The organism is Patulibacter defluvii, from assembly GCF_034096925.1.
GTDB classification, from domain to species: Bacteria; Actinomycetota; Thermoleophilia; order Solirubrobacterales; family Solirubrobacteraceae; genus Patulibacter; species Patulibacter defluvii.
Genome location: NZ_JAWZSQ010000002.1, coordinates 186,371 through 206,569, shown reverse-complemented (window position 1 = coordinate 206,569; position 20,199 = coordinate 186,371). Strand labels below are relative to the sequence as shown.

General features: G+C 72.9%; 18 protein-coding genes. 9 read left to right on the top strand and 9 right to left on the bottom strand.

What is annotated here, in order from left to right; genetic code table 11:
- Positions 1 to 189 precede the first annotated feature (189 nt).
- Complete coding sequence (locus tag SH587_RS03080; RefSeq protein ID WP_320669092.1) at positions 190 to 1,005, top strand: MOSC domain-containing protein; 816 nt, start codon at positions 190 to 192, stop codon at positions 1,003 to 1,005.
- 12 nt (positions 1,006 to 1,017) lie between these two features.
- On the opposite strand, the gene SH587_RS03075 is transcribed toward SH587_RS03080, so the two are convergent.
- The gene (locus SH587_RS03075) at positions 1,018 to 2,442 is read right to left on the bottom strand and encodes an ABC1 kinase family protein (RefSeq protein ID WP_320669091.1); all 1,425 of its coding nucleotides are present in this window, start codon (positions 2,440 to 2,442) and stop codon (positions 1,018 to 1,020) included.
- 81 nt (positions 2,443 to 2,523) lie between these two features.
- Entirely contained in the window at positions 2,524 to 3,312 is a 789-nt protein-coding gene (locus SH587_RS03070) for an MBL fold metallo-hydrolase (protein ID WP_320669090.1), read from the bottom strand.
- Between the two features lie 69 nt (positions 3,313 to 3,381).
- Here SH587_RS03070 and SH587_RS03065 point away from each other — a divergent pair, with 69 nt between their 5' ends.
- From SH587_RS03065 to SH587_RS03040, 6 genes are all read left to right on the top strand, one after another.
- Positions 3,382 to 3,759: a VOC family protein gene (locus SH587_RS03065; RefSeq protein WP_320669089.1), complete on the top strand. Its 378-nt coding sequence runs from the start codon at positions 3,382 to 3,384 to the stop codon at positions 3,757 to 3,759.
- Between the two features lie 10 nt (positions 3,760 to 3,769).
- Positions 3,770 to 5,404, top strand: coding sequence for a Ppx/GppA phosphatase family protein (locus tag SH587_RS03060; RefSeq protein WP_320669088.1), 1,635 nt, complete (start codon positions 3,770 to 3,772; stop codon positions 5,402 to 5,404).
- A 74-nt stretch (positions 5,405 to 5,478) separates the two neighbouring features.
- The gene (locus SH587_RS03055; protein WP_320669087.1) at positions 5,479 to 6,138 is read left to right on the top strand and encodes an NUDIX hydrolase; all 660 of its coding nucleotides are present in this window, start codon (positions 5,479 to 5,481) and stop codon (positions 6,136 to 6,138) included.
- Positions 6,135 to 6,488 (top strand): hypothetical protein, encoded by a 354-nt coding sequence (locus tag SH587_RS03050; protein ID WP_320669086.1) that lies wholly within the window; start codon positions 6,135 to 6,137, stop codon positions 6,486 to 6,488. Before SH587_RS03055 ends, SH587_RS03050 begins: the two co-directional genes overlap by 4 nt.
- 167 nt (positions 6,489 to 6,655) lie before the next feature.
- Entirely contained in the window at positions 6,656 to 10,975 is a 4,320-nt protein-coding gene (locus SH587_RS03045) for a multifunctional oxoglutarate decarboxylase/oxoglutarate dehydrogenase thiamine pyrophosphate-binding subunit/dihydrolipoyllysine-residue succinyltransferase subunit (RefSeq protein WP_320669085.1), read from the top strand.
- A 152-nt stretch (positions 10,976 to 11,127) separates the two neighbouring features.
- A complete protein-coding gene (locus tag SH587_RS03040) occupies positions 11,128 to 11,754 on the top strand; it encodes a hypothetical protein (RefSeq protein ID WP_320669084.1) in 627 nt (208 codons plus the stop codon).
- On the opposite strand, the gene SH587_RS03035 is transcribed toward SH587_RS03040, so the two are convergent.
- Entirely contained in the window at positions 11,751 to 12,644 is an 894-nt protein-coding gene (locus tag SH587_RS03035) for a c-type cytochrome (RefSeq protein ID WP_320669083.1), read from the bottom strand. The two genes, SH587_RS03040 and SH587_RS03035, sit on opposite strands and share 4 nt — an antisense overlap.
- A gap of 90 nt (positions 12,645 to 12,734) precedes the next feature.
- Here SH587_RS03035 and SH587_RS03030 point away from each other — a divergent pair, with 90 nt between their 5' ends.
- Both SH587_RS03030 and SH587_RS03025 read left to right on the top strand, forming a co-directional pair.
- Positions 12,735 to 13,178 (top strand): secondary thiamine-phosphate synthase enzyme YjbQ, encoded by a 444-nt coding sequence (locus SH587_RS03030; protein WP_320669082.1) that lies wholly within the window; start codon positions 12,735 to 12,737, stop codon positions 13,176 to 13,178.
- Between the two features lie 85 nt (positions 13,179 to 13,263).
- Positions 13,264 to 14,055, top strand: a complete 792-nt coding sequence (locus SH587_RS03025) for a hypothetical protein (RefSeq protein WP_320669081.1) — start codon at positions 13,264 to 13,266, stop codon at positions 14,053 to 14,055.
- 69 nt (positions 14,056 to 14,124) lie between these two features.
- Here SH587_RS03025 and SH587_RS03020 read toward each other — a convergent pair whose 3' ends face one another.
- From SH587_RS03020 to SH587_RS02995, 6 genes are all read right to left on the bottom strand, one after another.
- Positions 14,125 to 14,973: a Type 1 glutamine amidotransferase-like domain-containing protein gene (locus SH587_RS03020; RefSeq protein WP_320669080.1), complete on the bottom strand. Its 849-nt coding sequence runs from the start codon at positions 14,971 to 14,973 to the stop codon at positions 14,125 to 14,127.
- Positions 14,970 to 15,740, bottom strand: a complete 771-nt coding sequence (locus SH587_RS03015) for a Type 1 glutamine amidotransferase-like domain-containing protein (protein WP_320669079.1) — start codon at positions 15,738 to 15,740, stop codon at positions 14,970 to 14,972. Before SH587_RS03015 ends, SH587_RS03020 begins: the two co-directional genes overlap by 4 nt.
- 131 nt (positions 15,741 to 15,871) lie before the next feature.
- Positions 15,872 to 16,741, bottom strand: a complete 870-nt coding sequence (locus SH587_RS03010; RefSeq protein ID WP_320669078.1) for an ABC transporter permease — start codon at positions 16,739 to 16,741, stop codon at positions 15,872 to 15,874.
- A 1-nt stretch (position 16,742) separates the two neighbouring features.
- Complete coding sequence (locus SH587_RS03005; RefSeq protein ID WP_320669077.1) at positions 16,743 to 17,606, bottom strand: ABC transporter permease; 864 nt, start codon at positions 17,604 to 17,606, stop codon at positions 16,743 to 16,745.
- Positions 17,607 to 17,610: 4 nt separating this feature from the next.
- The gene (locus SH587_RS03000; protein ID WP_320669076.1) at positions 17,611 to 18,828 is read right to left on the bottom strand and encodes a polyamine ABC transporter substrate-binding protein; all 1,218 of its coding nucleotides are present in this window, start codon (positions 18,826 to 18,828) and stop codon (positions 17,611 to 17,613) included.
- Entirely contained in the window at positions 18,821 to 19,978 is a 1,158-nt protein-coding gene (locus tag SH587_RS02995; protein WP_320669075.1) for an ABC transporter ATP-binding protein, read from the bottom strand. Before SH587_RS02995 ends, SH587_RS03000 begins: the two co-directional genes overlap by 8 nt.
- Positions 19,979 to 20,199: the final 221 nt, after the last annotated feature.

Genomic DNA, 20,199 nt, shown 5'->3' with positions numbered 1-20,199 from the left:
GGCTCTCGTGGAGTCGTTGGAGGCGTCGTGCCAAGGGGCAATGATTGCAGATGCACGCAGTTCGACGTCGGCCGAACCGGCGTCATCCCGCCCGTCCGCTCCCGAACTGGCGTCGATCCGCTCCGGACACCGGCGTCGGATGACGCCGGTTCGGGCGGGGCCCGGCTCGGCCTGGGTAGCCTCCGTCCGATGGCGCAGCCGCTCGGGACCGTCACCTCGCTGCACCGCTTTCCCGTCAAGTCGATGCGCGGCGAGCGGCTGACGCGGGCCTGGCTGGGACCGGCCGGGGTCGCCGGCGACCGTGAGTGGGCGCTGCTCGACGAGCAGCGGCGGTGGGCGTCGGCGAAGGCCGACCGCAAGCGCTGGCTGCTGGTCGACGGGATGCTCGACCTGCGGGCCCGGACCGCCGCCGAGCTGGGGCCGACCACGGTCGCCGACCACCGCCCGCCGCGCGACGGGACCCCGCCGCCGGCCGGTCCCAGCGACCCGTCGGTGGTCGTCGTCACCCTCCCGGACGGGCGCGAGGCGACCGCCGGCACGGCCGAGGCCGACGCGCTGCTCTCCGACCACCTCGGCCGCCCGCTGCGGTTCGACCGCGGCGACCAGGGCGAGCGCTGGGGCCGCCACCACGACGCCGCCCCCGTCCACCTGGTGACCACCAGCACGCTCGACGCGCTGCCCGGTCCCGACGGCTCGCCGCTCGACCCGATGCGGCTGCGGCCGAACCTGGTCGTCGCCCCCGCGCCCGGCGGCCCGGACTTCGCCGAGGACGGCTGGATCGGCCGCCACCTGCGGGTCGGCGACGCCCTGCTGCGGGTCACCGAGCGGACCGAGCGCTGCGTGATGACGACCCGCGCCCAGGGCGACGAGCTGCCCCACGCGCCGACCGTCCTGCGCCGGATCGGCCAGGCCAACCAGGCCTGCGCGGGCGTCTACCTGGCCGTCGTCGAGCCGGGCGCGGTGGCCGTCGGCGACCCGCTGCTGGCGGTCGCCGAGACGGCCTGACCAGCCCGAGCGTCAGCGCCCGCGCTGCTCCAGCCAGGCGGCCTCCTGGCGACCGAGGTCGCTGGCCGCCTCGCCGCCGAACAGCCACTCGCGGACGATCCGGTGGTAGTTGAGGCTGGCGTCGAGCTGGCTGCAGACCGCGATCGCCATCCCGGCCAGGCGGATCGACATCAGGTACTCGGCCGGGATCGTCGCCCGCCGGGTCTTGCCCCAGTACTCGGAGCGGGGGTCGGTGGCCTCGAAGACCATCTTCGCGACGTGGTCCTGGCTCAGCCGGGCCTCCTCGTCGTCGATCGCGAACCAGACCAGCTGCTCGGCCAGCTCCTGCGCGTCCTGCGCTGAGAAGCCGGCCGACTCCGGCACCCACTTGATCTCCTTCAGGTGCCGCAGCAGCCCCTCGCCGTCCTGCTGCAGCGCCAGCCGCACCACCTGCGCCTGGTTCTCCACCATCTCGCGCGTGATCTGGTGGAAGAGGCCGAAGTCGAAGAACGCGACCCGGCCGTCCGGCAGCAGGATCGAGTTGCCGGGGTGCGGGTCGGCCGAGAACTGCCCGTCGCGCCAGACGCCGCCGTAGTAGAAGCGGAAGACGATCTCGGCCAGGCGGTTGCGCTCCTCCTGGCTCTTGCCCTTCCACTGCTCGAAGCCCTCGCCGCGGACGAACTCGGTGACGATCACGTGCTTGCCGCAGAGCTCGGTCGCGACGCCGGGGATCACCACGAACGGGTGGTGGCGGTGGAGCCGGGCCATCCGCCGGTGGTTGGCGGCCTCCAGCTCGTAGTCCAGCTCCTCCTCGGTCCGCTCGCGGATCTCGTCGCCGACCGCCTGCACGTCGAGCCCGGGGGCCAGCGTCTTGGCCAGCCGCAGGATGATCCCGAGGTTCTGGAGGTCGGCGCGGACGGCGGCGTCGATCCCCGGGTACTGGACCTTGACCGCGGCCTCGTCGGTCGCCCAGCCGTCCGGCTTCTCGTGCAGCCGCGCGCGGTAGACCTGGCCGATCGAGGCGGCCCCGATCGGCGTCTCGTCGAACTCGGCGAAGACGTTCCCGAGCTTGTCGCCGAGGTCGCGCTCGATCACCTTGCGCATGTCCTTGAACGCCACGTTCGGCGCCATGTCGCGCAGCTTCGAGAGCTTGGCCTGGAACTCCTCGCGGTGCTCCGGCGGGACCAGGCCGACGTCCATGAAGCTCAGCACCTGGCCGACCTTCATCGCCGCGCCCTTCATCGTCCCGAGCACGTCGACCATCTGCTCGGCGGTCCGCAGCTGCTGCTTGGAGAGGCGCAGGCCCTTCTCCTCGTCGCTGCGGCCGACGTTGCCGACCCGGGTCGCGCCCTCGCGCGCCGCGGCTGACGCGGCGAGGCGTCCGATCGAGGCGGCGCGCTTCACCCGCGACGTCGGGATCGCCTCGTCGTCTCGCTTCCTCCGTCGCGGCGCCGGCATGCGCGGAATCCTACCGGCGGGCACGACCGTCACCGCGCCCGGCTCGCGATACAACGAGCCAAGCGCCGTATCGATGAGAGGTTACGGGCGACGCACGCGCGATCCGGGGACCAGGTCGTCGGCCTCGTCCGGCCAGCGGATCCAGCACTTGGTGCCGCCGTCGTAGTCGCGCGCCTCCAGCACCAGCCGAACCTCGTGCTCGGCCTCCTCGCCGTCGTCGCCCGGCAGCGCCACGATCACCGGCTCGTCGCCCTCGGGGTCGAGCCCGGTCCAGACCCGCACGAAGGGGTTGTGCTCGCGCTCGTGGCCGATCGTCGACGGATCGGCGTGGCCGGAGACGACGATCGTCTCGTCGGGCAGCGCCAGCAGCGTGTCGAGGATCGACGAGCGCAGGTCCTCGAAGGTCGTGTGGCCGGGGGCGCGGACGCCCGCCACCGACTCGCGGAAGAGCGTGTCGCCGGTGAAGACGTGACCGTGGCCGACGAAGCTCAGCATCCCCGCGGTGTGGCCGGGCGTGGCGACGGCGCGCAGCTCCAGCTGGTCGCCGATCCGGATCGTCTCGCCGTCCTCGACGTTGCCGGTGAAGCCGGTGGCGAACTCCTCCGCCAGCGGCTGCTCCAGCTCGTGGATCAGGACGTCGACCCGCCCGATCCGGTCGAGGATCTCCTCCAGCTGCGAGACGTGGTCGTAGTGGTGGTGGGTCAGCAGCACCGCTGCCGGGGTCATCCCGTGGCGGGCGGCCGCCTCGGTCATCTTCGCCGCGTCGGCGCCGGCGTCGATGAACGCGCACGCTCCGCCCGGGGTCCCGATCACGTAGGAGTTCCCGACGAAGCTCGGGATCTCGATCCGCTCCACCACCAGCTCGGCCATGGGCGCGATGCTCGCAGATCGGGCGCGGCGGCTCGTGGACCTCCGCGGGGGCCGGTACCCTCGCGGGCGATGGCTGGCCTGCTCCACACCTGCTACCGGATCGGCGACATCGACCGGTCGGTCTCCTTCTACGAGGCGCTCGGCTTCGAGGAGCTGCGGCGGATGCCGATCCGCGACGAGGCGATCAACGTCTTCATGGGCCTGCCCGGCGACGGTCCGCGGCTGGAGCTGACCTACAACCACGGCGTCGACGGCTACGAGCTGGGCAGCGGCTACGGCCACATCGCGATCTCCGTGCCCGACATCGAGGCCGCCCTGGCCGGGCTCGCCGCGCAGGGGATCACGCCCGAGAAGCCCCCCTACCGGGTCCGCGAGGGCGGCTCGCTGCTCTGCTTCGTGCGCGATCCGGACGGCTACCGGATCGAGTTGATCGAGGACCCCGCCTGAGGCGGCGCCGGTGCGCCCCGACCTGACGCTCCCGGCCGACGCCGGCCCGTCCCCGACCCCGACCACGACCACGGCGGCGCTCCCGCCGTCGCAGCCCGGCCGGCGGGCGATCGTCGACCTCGGCTCGAACACCTTCCGGATGGTCGTCTTCGCCGTCGACCCCGGCGCCCAGCGGGTCCCGGGCGGTGCCTGGCGGCAGACCGCCGAGCTCTACGAGCCGGTCCGGATCGGCGCCGAGCTGGGGCCGGCCGGCGAGCTCCAGCCGCGCTCGCTGCGGCGGGCGCTGACCGCGATCCAGCTCTTCGACCACTTCTGCCGCTCGCACGACCTGACCACCGACCGGATCGACGCGGTCGCCACCAGCGCGATCCGCGAGGCCCCCAACCAGGCCGCGTTCCTCGACCAGGCGCGCGACATCAGCCGCCTCAACCCGCGGGTCCTCAGCCGCGAGCAGGAGGCGGCCTACGGCTACCTGGCCGCGGTCAACTCGACGACGCTGGTCGACGGCGGCGTGCTCGACATCGGCGGCGGCTCGCTGCAGCTGGTCCGCACCCGCGACCGGCGGGCGGGCGAGGCGCGCTCGTGGACGCTCGGCGCCGTCCGCACCACCGAGCGGTTCCTGGCCGGCGACGGGCCGGCGACGAAGGCCGAGCTCAAGGCGCTCCGCCGGCACGTCGAGCAGGAGCTGACCCAGGCCCCGTGGGTCGGCGAGATCGGCGACCGGCTGGTCGGCGTCGGCGGCGCGGTCCGCAACCTCGCCGCCGCCGTCCAGCACCGCCACGGCAGCACCGACCTCGGCGTCCAGGGCGTGCTGGTCCGGCGGGCGACGCTCGAGGACCTGATCGAGGAGCTGGCCGCGCTGCCGGCGAAGGAGCGGCGGTCGGTCGACGGCATCAAGCCCTCGCGCGCGGACGTGATCCTGGCCGCCGCGGTGACGATCGACGCGGTCCTGCGGGTCGCCGGGCTCGACGCGGTCGAGGCGACCGAGTTCGGGCTCCGCGAGGGCGTCTTCCTGGAGCGTCACCTGGCGGCGGCGACCGAGGGCTCCCGCTACCCCGACGTCGGCGACGCCGCGGTCCGCAACCTCGCCGCCCGCTACGACGAGGACCCCGCCCACAGCGACCACGTCGAGCGGCTGGCGCTGTCGCTCTTCGACCAGCTCGGCGAGCTCGGCGTCCACGCCGCCGACCCCGGCGAGCGGCGGCTGGTCTCGGCCGCCGCCGCGCTCCACGACATCGGGATGGCGGTCGGCTACGACGACCACCACAAGCACGGCCGCTACCTGGTGGTGACCAACGGCCTGCCCGGCTTCTCGCCGCCGGAGACGGCCGTCGTCGGCCAGGCGATCCGCTACCACCGCAAGGGCACGCCGACGATGAAGCCGTTCCGGGCGCTGGCGAGCGAGGAGGACGAGCGCCGGCTGGAGCGGATCTCCGCCCTGCTGCGGCTGGCCGAGGGAATGGAGCGCGGCCACGACCAGGCCGTCCGCCGCGTCGAGTGCCGCCGCGACGGCGAGGAGCTGACCCTTCACCTGCGCTGCGGGCCCGACGGCGCGCCGGTCGCGCGCTGGGCGGCGGAGGGCCAGGCCGCGCTGGTGCGGCGCGCCTTCGGGGTCCGGCTGGCGGTCACCGAGGCCGCCGCCTGATCGATCGGCCGGCCGCGCGCCGGTTGGTACCGCGGCGGTGCCAACCGGCGCGCGCTCGCTTAGGATCGTGGGTCATGCCCCCGGCTCCGACCTTCCTCGCGCGTGGCCCCTGGTCGCGCGAGGACGTGTCGTTCAGCTGGACCGACGCGCCCTACGAGCCGACCGCCGACGTCGTCGCCGCGGCCGACGAGGCGATCGCGGCGCTGAAGGCCCGCAGCTCGCCGAGCCACGACGGGCTCTCGACCCGGCTGGCCGGCCACCGCGTCGACGAGCACGGCCGGCTCCACCTCGACCTGCAGCCGATCCGCTGGGCGCTGCGGCTGCTGCCGGGCGGCGCCGCCCGCTCGATGACCGGCCAGTGCGTGGTCCGCAGCCACGACGGCCGCTGGCTGGCCGGCCGGCGGGCCGACTGGGTCGCCACCTGGGCCGGGCGCTGGACGCTCGGCGCCGGCGGCGCGGTCGACGTCGGCGAGTCGCCGATGCACACCCTCGAGCGCGAGCTGCGGGAGGAGTGGAGCGTGACCGCCGAGCGGCTCCGCGGCGAGGCGCTGCTGCTGCTGCCGAACGAGGTCGTGATGTTCGTCGGCGTCGCCTGGCTGCCGCCGGGCGCCGAGGTCGAGCGCGACCCCGAGCACGACGAGCACGAGTGGTGGCCGGCCGACATCGACACCTGGCCGGACCACGTCGAGCTGCCGCTGCGGGCGCTCGCGCGGATGATCGAGGCGGCCGGATGAGCGCCTTCGGACGCGGCCTCGGACGGGTGCCCGAGCGACGGACCGCCCGCGGCTGGGCACCCCCGTTCGGGGTCATGAAGTGGCTCTCGTTCGCCCACTCGGCGATCTACCTCGGCCTGCTCGGCTGCTGGATCGGCGGCGTCGACAGCGGCCTCAAGACCGCGCTCGGCTGGGGGCACGGCTGGGGCTGGATCCTGATGTGCGTGCTGACCGTGCTGGCGCTGCGGGCGCGCGTGATCCCGCTCTGGCTGGCGGTCTGCGTCGCGGTCGTCGGGGCGGTCGGACCGTTCGTCGGCTCGGTCGGCTTCGTGGTCGAGCAGCGACGTCGTACGCGCCTCGCCGAGGGCTGAGTCTCACCCGCGAGACGCCGCCGCCCGCGGCGACCCCCGACGACCGGGTGGAGGGCGACCGCGGCGGCGGCCGGTGGTCGCAGCCCATCACCCGTTCGCAACAGGGCGTTCACCGCGTGCGCTACCCCACGGCCGCCCGCCCGGGCAAGTGCTAGGTTCGATGTCTCATGGCAACAGGCACGACGGTCCCGGTCACCCTCCCGCAGATGGGCGAGTCGGTCGCCGAGGGCACGGTCCTCGAATGGCTCAAGCAGCCCGGCGACGCGGTGGAAGAGGGTGAAGACCTCGTCGTGATCTCGACCGACAAGGTCGACGCGGAGATCCCCTCCCCCGCCTCGGGCGTGCTCGTCGCGGTCCACGCCCAGGAGGGCGACACCGTCCAGTCGGGCTCGGTCGTCGGCGAGATCGACCCCAACGGCAGCGGCGCCGCCACGCCCGCCGCCCAGGCCCCGGACGCCTCCGCCAACGGCAACGGCGACGGCGGGGCCGGCGCCGCCGGCGGCGGTCAGCTGGTCGACATCGTCACCCCGTCGGCCGGCGACTCGGTCACCGAGGCGACGCTGCTCGAGTGGCTGGTCCAGCCGGGCGAGAGCGTCGAGGACGGCCAGGACGTCGTCGTGGTCTCGACCGACAAGGTCGACATGGAGCTGCCCGCCCCGACCGGCGGCGTGCTCGAGGAGCAGCTGTTCGCCGACGGCGACACGATCCACCCGCAGGAGGTGATCGGCCGGATCCGCTCCGGTGCCGCCGCGCCGGCCGCCGCCGCGGCCGCGGGCAACGGCGGGGCCTCCGCCGCCGCGCCCGCCGCCGCCACCGAGGCCGAGGTCCCCGCCGACGTCAAGGCGTCGCCGGTCGCCGCCCGCGCCGCCGCCGCCGAGGGCGTCTCGCTCAGCGCCGTCACCGGCAGCGGCCCCAACGGCCGGATCCTCAAGGAGGACGTGCTCGACGCGAAGGCCAACGGCGGCCGCTCCGCCGCCGCGGTCACCCGCACGCCGCTGCGTGGCGGGGCCAACGCGCTGGCCAAGGGGATGGAGGAGTCGCTGACCACCCCGACGGCGACCTCGTTCCGGACGATCACGATCACGACCCTCGACGGCCGCCGCAAGCAGCTGAAGGCCGCCGGCCAGAAGGTCTCCTTCACCCACCTGATCGGCTACGCGATCGCCCGCGCGGCGACCGAGACGATGCCGGTGATGGCCCACACCTACGAGAAGGACGAGGACGGCAACGCGATCCTCGTCGACCACGGCCAGGTGAACCTGGGGATCGCGGTCGACGTCGAGCGGCGCGGCAAGCGGACGCTGATGGTGCCGGTGATCAAGGACGCCGGCCGGCTCGGCTTCGACGGCTTCCTCGACGCCTTCAACGACCTGATCGCGCGTGCCCGCGACAACAAGCTGACGCCCGAGGACCTGCAGGGCGCCAACGTCCAGCTGACCAACCCGGGCGGCATCGGCACCGTCGCGTCGGTCCCGCGGCTGATGACCGGCAACGGCACGATCGTCGCCACCGGCTCGATCGCCTACCCGGTCGGGCTCGGCGAGGTCGGCGAGCTGATCGGCGCCGAGAAGGTCATGACGATGACCTCGACCTACGACCACCGGATCATCCAGGGCGCCCAGTCGGGCGAGTTCCTGAAGACGGTCGAGGAGTACCTGCAGGGCGGCCACGAGTTCTACGAGCAGGCCTTCGCCGACCTCGGCGCCACGCTCGGCCCGGCGATCGCCAAGCCGGAGCCGAAGATCGGCGCCCTCGCCGCCGGCGCGGTGCCGGCCGTCGCCGGCGCCCCGGGGGCCGCGCCCTCGCTCGAGCTGCTGCAGGGCGTCCAGGCGGCGACCTCGCTGATCCGCGCGATCCGCAGCCACGGCCACCTGCTGGCGCGGCTCGACCCGCTCGAGACCGAGCGCGACAAGACGGCGGAGGAGATCTCGGCCCAGATCGGGATCGACCTCGGCAAGCTCGGCCTGACCGAGAAGCTGCTCGCCGACATCCCGGCCAAGATCCTGCGCACCTACGTCTCGGGCGACACGCTCGGCGACGTGCTGCCGAAGCTCAAGGACACGTACTGCGGCACGATCGCGTACGAGGTCGAGCACATCTCCGACAACGAGCAGCGGGTCTGGCTGCGGGAGAAGATCGAGTCGGGCGAGTTCCGCAAGGACCTCTCGCCGGAGAGCAAGAAGGGCCTGCTCAACCGCCTGATCCAGGTCGACCAGTTCGAGCGCTTCATGCAGAAGGCCTACCTCGGCCAGAAGCGCTTCTCGATCGAGGGCCTCGACATCGCCGTGCCGGTGATCGACGAGCTGATCCACCTGGCCGGCGCCCGCGCCGGGGCCCAGGAGGTCGTCCTCGGCATGGCCCACCGCGGCCGGCTGAACGTGCTGGCCCACAACCTCGGCCGGCCCTACGACGCGCTCTTCACCGAGTTCGAGGGCGGCTCGGTGATCGCCGCCGCGAAGACCGTCACCCAGGACCTCCAGGGCGGCACCGGCGACGTCAAGTACCACCACGGCGCCAGCGGCCGCTACGAGCTGCCGGACGGCAAGTCGATCGGCGTGGTGCTGGAGAGCAACCCGTCGCACCTGGAGTTCGTCAACCCGGTGGTGATGGGCGCCGCCCGCGCCGCCCAGACCGACCGCGGCCAGGCCGCCGGCCCCCGCGACGAGGACGTCGCGCTGCCGATCATCATCCACGGCGACGCGGCCTTCCCCGGCCAGGGCGTCGTGGCCGAGTCGCTCAACCTGCAGGCGCTCGAGGGCTACCGGGTCGGCGGCAGCGTCCACCTGATCCTCAACAACCAGATCGGCTTCACCACCGAGCCGAGCGACAGCCGCTCGACCCGCTGGTCGTCCGACCTGGCGAAGGGCTTCGACGTCCCGATCATCCATGTCAACGCCGACGACGTGGAGGCCTGCATCGCCGCCACGCGGCTGGCGTTCGCCTTCCGCCAGGAGTTCGGCCACGACGTCCTGATCGACCTGATCGGCTACCGCCGCTACGGCCACAACGAGTCCGACGAGCCGGCCTACACGCAGCCGCTGATGGCGGGGCTGATCAAGAAGCACCCGCGGGTCTCCGAGCTCTACGCCGCGCGGCTGATCGAGGAGGGCGTGCTGACGAAGGAGGAGGTCGACGGCACGCGGACCGCCTTCAACGACCACCTGGTCGAGCTGCACCAGGGCGTCAAGCAGAAGGTCAAGGAGTGGCAGGAGGCCGGCGGCACGATCGACACCTCGGCGACCGGCACCTACCTGATGGACCGCTCGCGGTCCGAGGAGCCGGCGACGAAGGTCGACCAGGGCACGCTGCGGGAGCTGAACGAGCAGCTGCTGACGGTGCCGGAGGGCTTCACGGTCAACGCCAAGCTGGCCAAGCAGCTGGAGAAGCGCCGCGACGCGCTCGGCCCCGACGGCGGGATCGAGTGGGCGCACGCCGAGCAGCTGGCCTACGCCTCGCTGGTGCGCGAGGGCGTGCCGGTCCGCCTGACCGGCCAGGACGTCCAGCGCGGCACGTTCAGCCAGCGGCACCTGACCCTGCACGACGCGAAGACCGGCGCGGCCTACTCGCCGATCGCCAACCTGCCGGGCGCGCAGGCCCCGATGGAGCTGTACAACAGCCCGCTGTCGGAGGTCGCCGCGCTCGGCTTCGAGTACGGGTACTCGCAGGAGGCGCCCGAGGCGCTGGTGCTGTGGGAGGCCCAGTTCGGCGACTTCGTCAACGGCGCCCAGGTGATCGTCGACCAGTTCATCGTCAGCGGCCTGGCCAAGTGGGGCCAGACCTCGCGGCTGACGATGCTGCTGCCGCACGGCTACGAGGGCGCGGGGCCGGAGCACTCCTCGGGCCGGATCGAGCGCTTCCTGCAGCTGGCGGCCGAGGGCAACATCCGGGTCGCGAACCTGACCACCCCGGCGCAGTACTTCCACCTGCTGCGGCGCCAGGCCCTGATCGAGAAGGCACGGCCGCTGGTGGTCTTCACGCCGAAGTCGCTGCTGCGCCTGCCCCAGGCCCGCAACCGGATCGAGCACCTCTCCGACACGAAGTTCTTCCCCGTGCTTGGCGAGCCCGGCGTCGACCCGAGCGCGGTCACCCGGCTCGTGCTCTGCACCGGCAAGATCTTCTACGACCTCAAGGGCCACGAGCTGCGCCAGGACAACCCCTCGGTGGCGATCGGCCGCGTCGAGCTGCTCTACCCCTTCCCGGAGGAGGGCCTGCGCGACCTGATCAACGCCTACCCGAACCTGCGCGAGGTCGTCTGGGTCCAGGAGGAGCCGCGCAACATGGGTCCGCGGGCCCACATGTCGCCCCGCCTCCAGCAGATCCTGCCCGACCACCTGGCGCTCGGCTACGTCGGCCGCCCGGAGCGGGCCAGCCCGGGCGAGGGCTACCCGGCGGCCCACACGATCGAGCAGAACCGGATCGTCAAGACCGCGCTCGACACCTCGGTGCCGGTCTCGCAGTTCCCCAAGCGGTCGCCGGGGAACCGCTAGACGGCGCCACGCCGCCGATAGCCCGCAGGTCCCGCGACGCCCGGCCCGATGGCCGGGCGTCGTCGTTGCGGCTGCGGTATGCACATAGAGATGTTCTTGACACACGTTTGCAGATCTGTTCTGCTGGGATCCCCCCATCGTCAGGAGCAACGATGCGCATCCCCGCAGCGGCCCTCGCGGCCGCGACGCTCGCCCTCGGCCTGCCCGCCACGGCCAGCGCTGACGGGCCGTACAGCCTCTCGTACTCGGCCTTCGGCGCCACGGTCCCGCCCGGCACCACGTTCACCGCGAGCAGCCCCTCGATCCAGATCAAGTCGACCTCGGGAGCGCTCGCCCTGACCTGCTCGGCGAGCATGGCCGGGGTGACGGTCGGCGGCGCCAGCGCCACGCTGAAGGCCACCAGCGGGTCGTTCACCGGCTGCGTCGGGCCCGCCACCCCGGCTCCCGTCAGCGCGGGCTGGACGGGCGACACGCCGCTGACGATCGCCCCCTACGCCGTCAACCCGATCGGCGGGCCCTACGACAGCGCGATCTCCGGGGTCAGCATCGCCATGGCCTGCGGCGCCACCTACAACGGCACCCTGACGGGCCCGATCCAGTGGGTGAACGACGCCGGCGGCTCGCGGATCGTCCTCAGCAACGCGGGCACGCTGGTCAAGGATTCCTCGACCGCGTGCCCGACACTCCCGATGAACGCCGTCGTCAACGGCAGCTACCGCCTCGCGACGGTCAACGGCTTCGCCGTCAGCGCCACCAACAACCTCTGGTTCAAGCCCTAGCCCCCCGCCGCCGCGGTCAGGTAGGCCACCAGGTCGTCGAGCTGCTTCGGGGAGAGCCGCTGGCCGAAGTCGCCCGGCATCAGGCCCTTGGGGAAGCCGGGCGCGATCTCGGCGTCGGGCGCGACGATGTCCTCGCGGATCTCCTTGGCGTCGGCGCCGCGGAGGGCGCGGTCCAGGTCGGGGCCGACGCTGGAGCTGGTGCCGGCGTCGGCCAGCCGGTGGCAGCCGCCGCAGCCGGCGTCGCCGGTGAAGACCGCGCGGCCGCGGCGGGCGGTGGCGCCGAGCGCGGCGATCCTCTGGGCCGCCGCGTCGCGGTCGGCGCGGGTCGGCGCGGGCGCGTCGCTGCCGGGCGGCCCGCCCTGGGCGATCCCGGCGATCGCCCCGCCGAGCACGACCACCGCCGCGACCCCGGCCAGCGCCCGCAGGCGACCGGCGAGCGGCGCCGGCGTCCCCTCGCCCTCCCCCAGCCCGCTCAGCAGCGCCTCCCGCCCCACCACCGCCGCCGCCACGGCCAGCAGCACCGCGACCACCTCGGCCGCGATCGTGATCTTCGCCTCGGTCGTCCAGCTGGCCTCGTAGAAGCCGAGCACGTGCGAGCTGTGGGTGAGGATGATCGCGACGATCGAGCCGACGCTGATCGCCAGCGCCCCCGCCAGGTACAGCAGCAGCCGGCGCACGACCAGCAGCAGGATCGTGGCGAGCGAGGCGATCGCGTTGAGCAGGAACAGCGTCCGGATCAGCGGCGTGCCGTAGTCGTGGTGGAACAGGTGCGCGTGCTCGTAGGCCCCGACCGCCACCGCCACGGCGCTCGCCGCCAGCAGCAGCGCCGGCCACCGGGGCAGGTCGACCGGGGACAGCAGGCGCTTGGGATCCAGCACGGAGCGAGCCATCGTTCTCCTAACGACGCCGACGGGCGCCCGGATCTTCCCCGGCCCGCGTCATGACTGTCAACGCGCCAAGCGTCGTGCGACCATCGCCCGATGGCCTGGCTCCAGCGCGCCCTCGACCTGCGTCCCCGCCCGCGCGGGTTCCACCTGATCACCGACGAGGTCCTGGCCGCCCTGCCGGAGCTGTCCGGCTTCCGCGTCGGACGGCTGCACGTCTTCTGCACCCACACCTCGGCCGCGCTGACGCTGAACGAGAACGCCAGTCCCGACGTCCGCGTCGATCTGCGCCGCTGGTTCGACGACGCGGTGCCCGAGGACGGTCCCTGGACCCACACCCTCGAGGGCCCGGACGACATGCCCGCCCACGTGAAGACCGCCCTGCTCGGTCCCGACCTGACGATCCCCGTCTCCGGCGGCCGGCTCGCGCTCGGCACCTGGCAGGGCATCACGCTCTGCGAGCACCGCGACCACGGCGGCCCGCGGCGGCTGGTGCTGACCCTCGACGGCGTTCGCGACGAGCCCCCGATCGCCGCCTGAGGCCCACGACACCTGGGACGCCGAAGGTCGTGGTGCCCCGCAACCAGACGCGGCCGCCGGCCACCGCGTAGCATCTCGCGCTCCTATGGCTTCTGACGCTGCTTCCGCCACCGCGACCGTGGTCCGCGCGACCGCCGCCCAGGTCCGCCTGCGGCTGTCCGACGACCGCGAGGTCACCAAGCGCGTGACCGTCCCCGCCGAGATCCGCGACGCGCTCGAGGGCGCGACCGTCCCGGTCACCGTGACCGGCACCGGCGCCCGCGCCAAGGTCGAGCTGGCCGACGGCTGGCTCGACGGCATCGGCGGCGGCGCCGCCCCGAAGGCGAAGCGCACCCGCAGCGGTGCGCCGAAGGCCGCCGCCAAGACCACCGCCAAGGACGCCGACGGCAAGCCCGTCCGCAAGCGCACCCGCGGCACCGCGGCGGCCGCCACCGCGGCCAAGGCCGACGCGCCGGCCAAGGCCGAGGCCGCCCCCAAGGCCAAGAGCACCCGCGCCAAGAGCGCCGCCAAGCCGGCCGCCAAGGGCGCGACCGCCAAGGCCGCCACGGCCAAGAGCAGCGCCAAGGCCGACGACGCGAAGCCCGCCGCCAAGCGGACCCGCAAGCCGGCCGCCGCCAAGGCGAAGGCCGAGGCCCCCGCCGCGCCCGCCGCCGCCAAGGCCGAGAAGGTCGCCGAGGCCCCGAAGGCCGAGGCCCCCAAGGCCAAGGCCGAGCCGGCCGCCGCCCCGCGCCAGGACGCCCCGGCCGCGAAGTCGAGCCGCTCGCGCCGCCGCCGCAACGTGCCCGCGATCCCGAAGGTCGATCCCGAGCTGATCCGGACCCAGATCGCCGGCGCCGTCGACCTGGTCCGCAAGGCCCGCAAGCTGACCCGCCGCTAGCCGGACCGGGGCGGCCTCCGCGCGCATCGCGCGCCCGGAGGCCGCCCCGGCGCCGGACCCCCCGCGGGCCTATCCCGCCCGCCGCCCCCGCGACGCCAGCGCCCGCTCGCGGATCCGCCGCACCGCCCGCAGCTCGTCGCGGACGTCGAGCGGCGCGTAGGTCCTCCCCGTCCGCCGCTCGGCGACGTCGGCGACCAGCTCGCTCGTCACCGGCTCCAGCATCCGCACCGGCAGCGCGGTCTCGATCACCGCACCGTCCGGCCCCCGCTCGATCCGCCGGGCCCCCGCCCCCGCGCGGCTGGCCACCGCCTCCTCCAGCCGGCCGTCGACGAACAGCAGCCCGCACCAGTCGTCGGCGTTCCAGCCGTCCGGCAGCCGTCCCGACGCGATCGCCTCGTGCTGGACCCGCGCCCGCTCCGGCACCTGCTTGGCGTGGACGCTGAACGACCCCTCCAGCAGCCCCAGGCCGTCGATCGGCTCCGGTGCGCCGGTCGAGCACGAGACCCCGCCCCGGAACCAGCACATCGCGCCGGCGCTCAGCCCGGCCAGCACCGTGCCCCGGCGGTGCGCCTCCAGCAGCAGCTCGTCGACCCCGTGGGCCCGCCACAGCGCCAGCAGGTTGCGCATCGACCCGCCGCCGACGTAGATCACGTCCTGGCCCAGGATCAGCGTCTCCAGCGACTCCTCCAGACCCCCCAGGTCGAACAGCGACAGCACCCGCGGTCGGCAGGGCCACGAGCCGAACAGCCGCGAGAACTTCTCCACCTGGTCGCGCGGATCGCCGCTCGCCGTCGGCAGGAACAGCACCCGCGGCCGCGCCACCGGCGCCAGCGCCAGCACGTAGGCGTCGAGGGCGGGCCGGCCCGGCTCCATCGTGAAGCCGCCGCCGCCCATGCAGAAGATCGGTCCGCCGGTCACGCCGCCACGGCCTCGACCTCGGCCCGTCGCGGCGCGCCCCCGCCCGTCCCCAGGAAGCGCGCCGGCAGCGCCCGCTCGGCGACCTCGCCGTCGTCTCCGACCCGGACCTCGTAGGCCGTCGCCCGGGGCTTCGACGTCACCACCTCCCCCAGCCGCTTGCCGGCGAAGACCAGCGCCGCCCCGTCCTCGACCCCGTAGCCCGCCCGCAGCCCGTCGCCGACCATCGCCCGGTAGGCCGCCCGCCGCTCCGGCTCGCCGTCGTAGTGGACGCAGTTGCTGAACGGCAGCAGCCCCAGCCCGGCCACCCGCTGGCTCGGCCCGTGGAACGCCGTCACCGCGTCCGCGAACCAGCAGAGCGACCCCGCCGAGAGCCCGCAGAGGACCACGCCCCGCTCCCACGCCCGCCGCAGCGTGCGGTCGAGCCCGTGGGCCCGCCAGGTCCCGAGCAGGCTCAGCAGCGAGCCGCCGCCGACGTAGATCACGTCCTGGGACAGCAGGTGGGCCTCGATGTCGCCCTCGACCGCGCCGGCGCTGCGGTCGCGGCGGAAGAGCGAGACGTGGGAGGGCTCGCTGCGCCCGGCCCCGAAGCGGCGGTAGAAACGCACCACGTAGTGGTCCGCGTCGCCCGACGCCGTGGGCAGGAAGCAGATCCTCGGCCGTTCCGCACCGGAGAGCTCCAGCACGAAATCGTCCATCAGGGGGTTGTCGGGCTCCATCGAGAACCCGCCCCCGCCGAGGGCGACGATGCGTGGGGGTCGATCGGTCACCGCACGAGCATGCCCGGGCGGTGGCGTGGTCGGGCGCTCCCGATGTACGAAGTCCGCCCCCTGCCCGTTCGCCCCGGTGGCGGATGCCGGGGACCGCCGATCGCGGCCCCCGGCCCGTCACCGGCCCCGGTTCAGACGGCCCCGCCCCGCTCGCGCTTGGCGATCCGGCGCTGCACCAGCAGGTTGAGCCCCATCAGGATCAGCACCGTCAGCAGCAGGATCGTCGACAGCACGTTGACCGTCGGCGGGACGCCCTGGCGGGCCGCGCCGAAGATGAACAGCGGCAGCGTCGTCGTCTGGCCGTTGTTGAAGGCCGTGATCACGTAGTCGTCGAGCGAGAGCGCGAACGCCAGCACCGCGGCCGAGAGCACGCCCGGCAGGATCATCGGCAGCGTCACCCGGAAGAACGTCGTCAGCTCGCCCGCGCCGAGGTCCTTGGCCGCCTCCTCGATGTGCGGATCCATGCCCGCCAGCCGCGAGCGGACCGTCACGACCACGTAGGAGATCGAGAACATGATGTGCGCGAGGACGATCGTCACGTAGCCGGTGCTGACGCCGATCACGAGGAACATCGCCAGCAGCGACGCTCCCATCACGACCTCGGGCGTGGCCATCGGCACGAAGACGAACATCTCCGTCGCCGCCTTGCCGCGGAAGCGGAAGCGGCCGAGCGCCAGCGCCAGGAACGTGCCCAGCGTCGTCGCGGCGAAGGTCGAGATCAGCGCGATCGTCAGCGAGTTCTTGAGCGCGTCGGTCAGCTCGCTGTTGGAGAACGCGTCCGACCAGTGCTTGAGCGTGAAGCCCTGCCAGTCGACGTTGAAGCGGCCCTGGTTGTCGTTGAACCCGAAGACGACCATGAAGATCACGGGCGCCATCAGGAAGACGATGGCCAGCAGCGACCAGACGCCGAGCGCCCAGTCGCGGCCCTGGAGCCGCTGACGGCGGGGGCCGGCGGCCGGGGCCTCGGGCCCCGCCGGCGTGGTGATCGACGAAGTCGCCATGTCAGGCCGCCGCCTCGGTGAGGGTCTTGGTGCCGAGCAATCGTCCGAAGATCGCGATCAGGATCAGGATCGCGGTCATCAGGATGAACGAGAGCGCAGCCGCCGTCGGGTAGTCGAGCACGGTGATGAACTTGTTCTGGATGACGTTGCCGATCATGGTCGTGTTCGGCGTGCCGAGGATGCTGGCGTTGATGAAGTCGCCGGCCGCGGGGATGAAGACCAGCAGCGAGCCGGCGAAGATGCCGGGGATCGCCAGCGGCACGGTCACCTTGCGGAAGGCCGTCAGCCGGCTGCAGCCGAGGTCGGTCGCCGCCTCGATCAGCCGCCGGTCGATCCGCTGCAGGGTCGCGAACAGCGGCAGCACCATGAAGGGCAGGAAGTTGTACGAAATGCCCAGGATCACCGCCCCGCTGGTCGCGTCGAGGCGGCCGTCGGTCCCGATCAGGCCGATGTCGCGGAGGACCCCGACGAGCGCGCCGTTGTCGTTGATGATCAGCTTCCAGGCCGCCGTCCGCATCACCTGCGAGACGAAGAACGGCATCACCACCATCAGCAGCCAGAAGGCCCGGAAGCGCCCGGCCTTGTAGGCGATGAAGTACGCCAGCGGGAAGGCGATGATCAGGTCGATCACCGTTGCCGTGCCGGCGTAGAGCACCGAGCGCAGGAACTGGTCGCCGTAGCGGGAGAGCGCGTCGGAGTAGACCGAGAACGACCACGTCAGGTCGTAGCCGACCTCGGAGTCGCCGCTCATCAGCGAGACCGACAGCTGGTTGACCAGCGGGACGGCGAAGAAGATCACCAGCCACAGCAGCGCCGGGCCGGCGAACCAGAGCGGCAGCAGCCGCTGGCGGAGCGAAGGCGTCATCGGACTAGCTCCCCGTCACGTCGGACATCGCGGCCTTCATGATCTGCTCCTCGGCGACGGTCAGCGGCGGATACGGGTGCAGCCGCGCGCGGACGTCGTCGGGCGGGAAGATCAGCTCGTTCTTGGCGATGTCCGGGTCGGTCCGCTCGAGGATCGGGCGGATCCCGTCGACCGGGCTCAGGTAGTTGATGTACGCGCAGAGCTTGGCCGCGACCTCGGGCTCGTAGAGGTAGTTGAACATCGTCTCGGCCGCGTAGGGGTGCGCGACCTTGGTCGGCAGCATCAGGTTGTCGGTGAAGAGCATCGAGCCCTCCTCCGCGTAGACGAACCGCACGTCCGGGTTGTCGCTCTGGAGCTGGACCAGGTCGCCGGAGTAGACCAGCGCGACCGCGACGTTGCCCTTGGCCAGGTCGGTCGTGTAGTCGTTGCCGGTGAACTTGCGGAACTGGCCCTTCTCGCGCTGCTTGCTGAGCAGCTCGATCGCCTCCAGCAGGTCGTCGAGCTTGGCCTTCGACGGATCCTTGCCCTGCATCAGCATCACGGTGCCCGCCGAGTCGTAGGCCTCGTTGAGCATCGTCACCCGGCCCCGCCACTCGGGGTTGAAGAACTCCTTCAGGCTCTTCAGCTCGCGGCCGGTCTCCTTGATGTTGTACCCCAGGCCGACCGCGCCCGACTGGTACGGCAGCGTGAACTCGCGCTTGGGGTCGTAGGCGATCGTCTTCAGGTTCGAGACGATGTTCTTCGCGTTCGGGACGTTGCGCTTGTCGATCGGCGACGCGTAACCGGCCCGCACCCACTTGGCGGCCATGAAGTCGGTCAGCACGACGATGTCGCGGCCGATCGGCTGGCCCGCCGCCAGCTGCTTGCGGACCTTGCCGAAGAAGTCGTCGTTGTCGTTGATCTCCTCGACGTACTTGCAGTTGCCGCCGTAGCGCTTGTCGAAGTCCTTGATCACCGCCTTGTCCATGTAGAGCGGCCAGTTGGCGAAGACCCAGTCGCCGATCTTCTGCTTCGGATGGTTGACCGACGCCGCCTCCTTCGCCAGCTGCGCGGGCGAGATCGCCGCGGTGCCCTCGATCCCGCAGGCGGTCAGGGCGGTCGCCAGGCCGGAGGCCAGGAACGCGGCGCCGGCCCCGCGGCCGAGGAAGCGCCGGCGGGAGGAGCGGTCCTCGGCGAGGAAGCGGTCGAGCGCGCCCTCGATCCGTTCACGGTCCTCAGCCACGAGCCTCCCCCTCCACGACGAAGGTGTGGCGCGGGTCCCAGGCCAGCGTGACGGGATGGCCCGCTCCGAGGTTCGCCTCGAGGTCGCCGGTGTCGTTCTGGCAGATCACCGTGACCTCGTCGCCGCCCTCGGTCCGGACCAGGTACTCGACGGTCACGCCGAGGAACGAGCTGACCATCACGCGCCCGCGGAGCACGTTGCTGCCGGGGGGCGGGTCCTCGCCGGCGGGGACGACGAGCAGCTTCTCGGGCCGGACCCCGATCCGCACCGGGCCGCCGGCCAGGTCGCCGATCCGGTGCTGGAGCAGCAGCAGCTCGGCGCCGTCGTGGGTCGTCACGCGGTTGAACTCGCCGTCGACGCGGCCGAGGGTCGCCTCGATCAGGTTCGACTTGCCGAGGAAGTTCGCCACGAACGCGGTCTCGGGCCGCTCGTAGAGGTCGCTGGCGCCGCCGGCCTGCTCGATCCGCCCGCCGTTCATGACGGCGATCGTGTCGGCCATGCTCATCGCCTCCTCCTGGTCGTGCGTGACGTGGATGAAGGTGATGCCGACGTCCTGCTGGATCCGCTTCAGCTCGATCTGGAGCTGGCGCCGCAGCCGCAGGTCGAGCGCGCCGAGCGGCTCGTCGAGCAGCAGCGCGCGGGGGCGGTTGACGAGCGCCCGCGCGAGCGCCACGCGCTGGGCCTGGCCGCCGGAGATCTGGGCCGGCTTGCGGCCGGCCAGGTGCGACAGCTGGACCGTCTCCAGCGCCTCGGCGACGCGGGTCCGGATCTCGTTCTTCGGGACCTTGGCCCGCTCGAGGCCGAAGGCGACGTTCTTGGCGATCGTCAGGTGCGGGAAGAGCGCGTAGGACTGGAAGACCGTGTTGACCTTGCGCTTGTGCGGCGGCAGGCCGCTGACCTCCTGGCCGCCGAGGAAGACCCGGCCGGCGGTCGGCAGCTCGAAGCCGCCGATCATCCGCAGGGTGGTGGTCTTGCCGCAGCCTGAAGGGCCGAGCAGCGCGTAGAAGGCGCCTGCTTCGATCTCGAGCGAGAGGTCGTCGATCACGACCTGCTCGCCGTAGCGCTTGCTGATCCGCTCGAGGCGGATGTCGCCTCCGGCGCCCGCGGCGCCGGACGGGGTGGGCTGGGCGGCGGTCTGGCTGGCGGTCATGGCGTGTCCCCGTGGACGCTGGTGGCCGGATGGTGCGTGGGCATCACCGCGGCTCCGCATGCACGTGTACTGCCCACGGGACGACCGTAACGTCACGACAGGTACCAGGGGGAAACGACAGCCCGTCGGCATCTGACCCGACATCCGCGACAGTCCGTCGCGCCGCGGACCGGATCGTTGTGCTGCGGCCGGCGCCGGGCCGGCCGCAGCGGCTCCCGCCG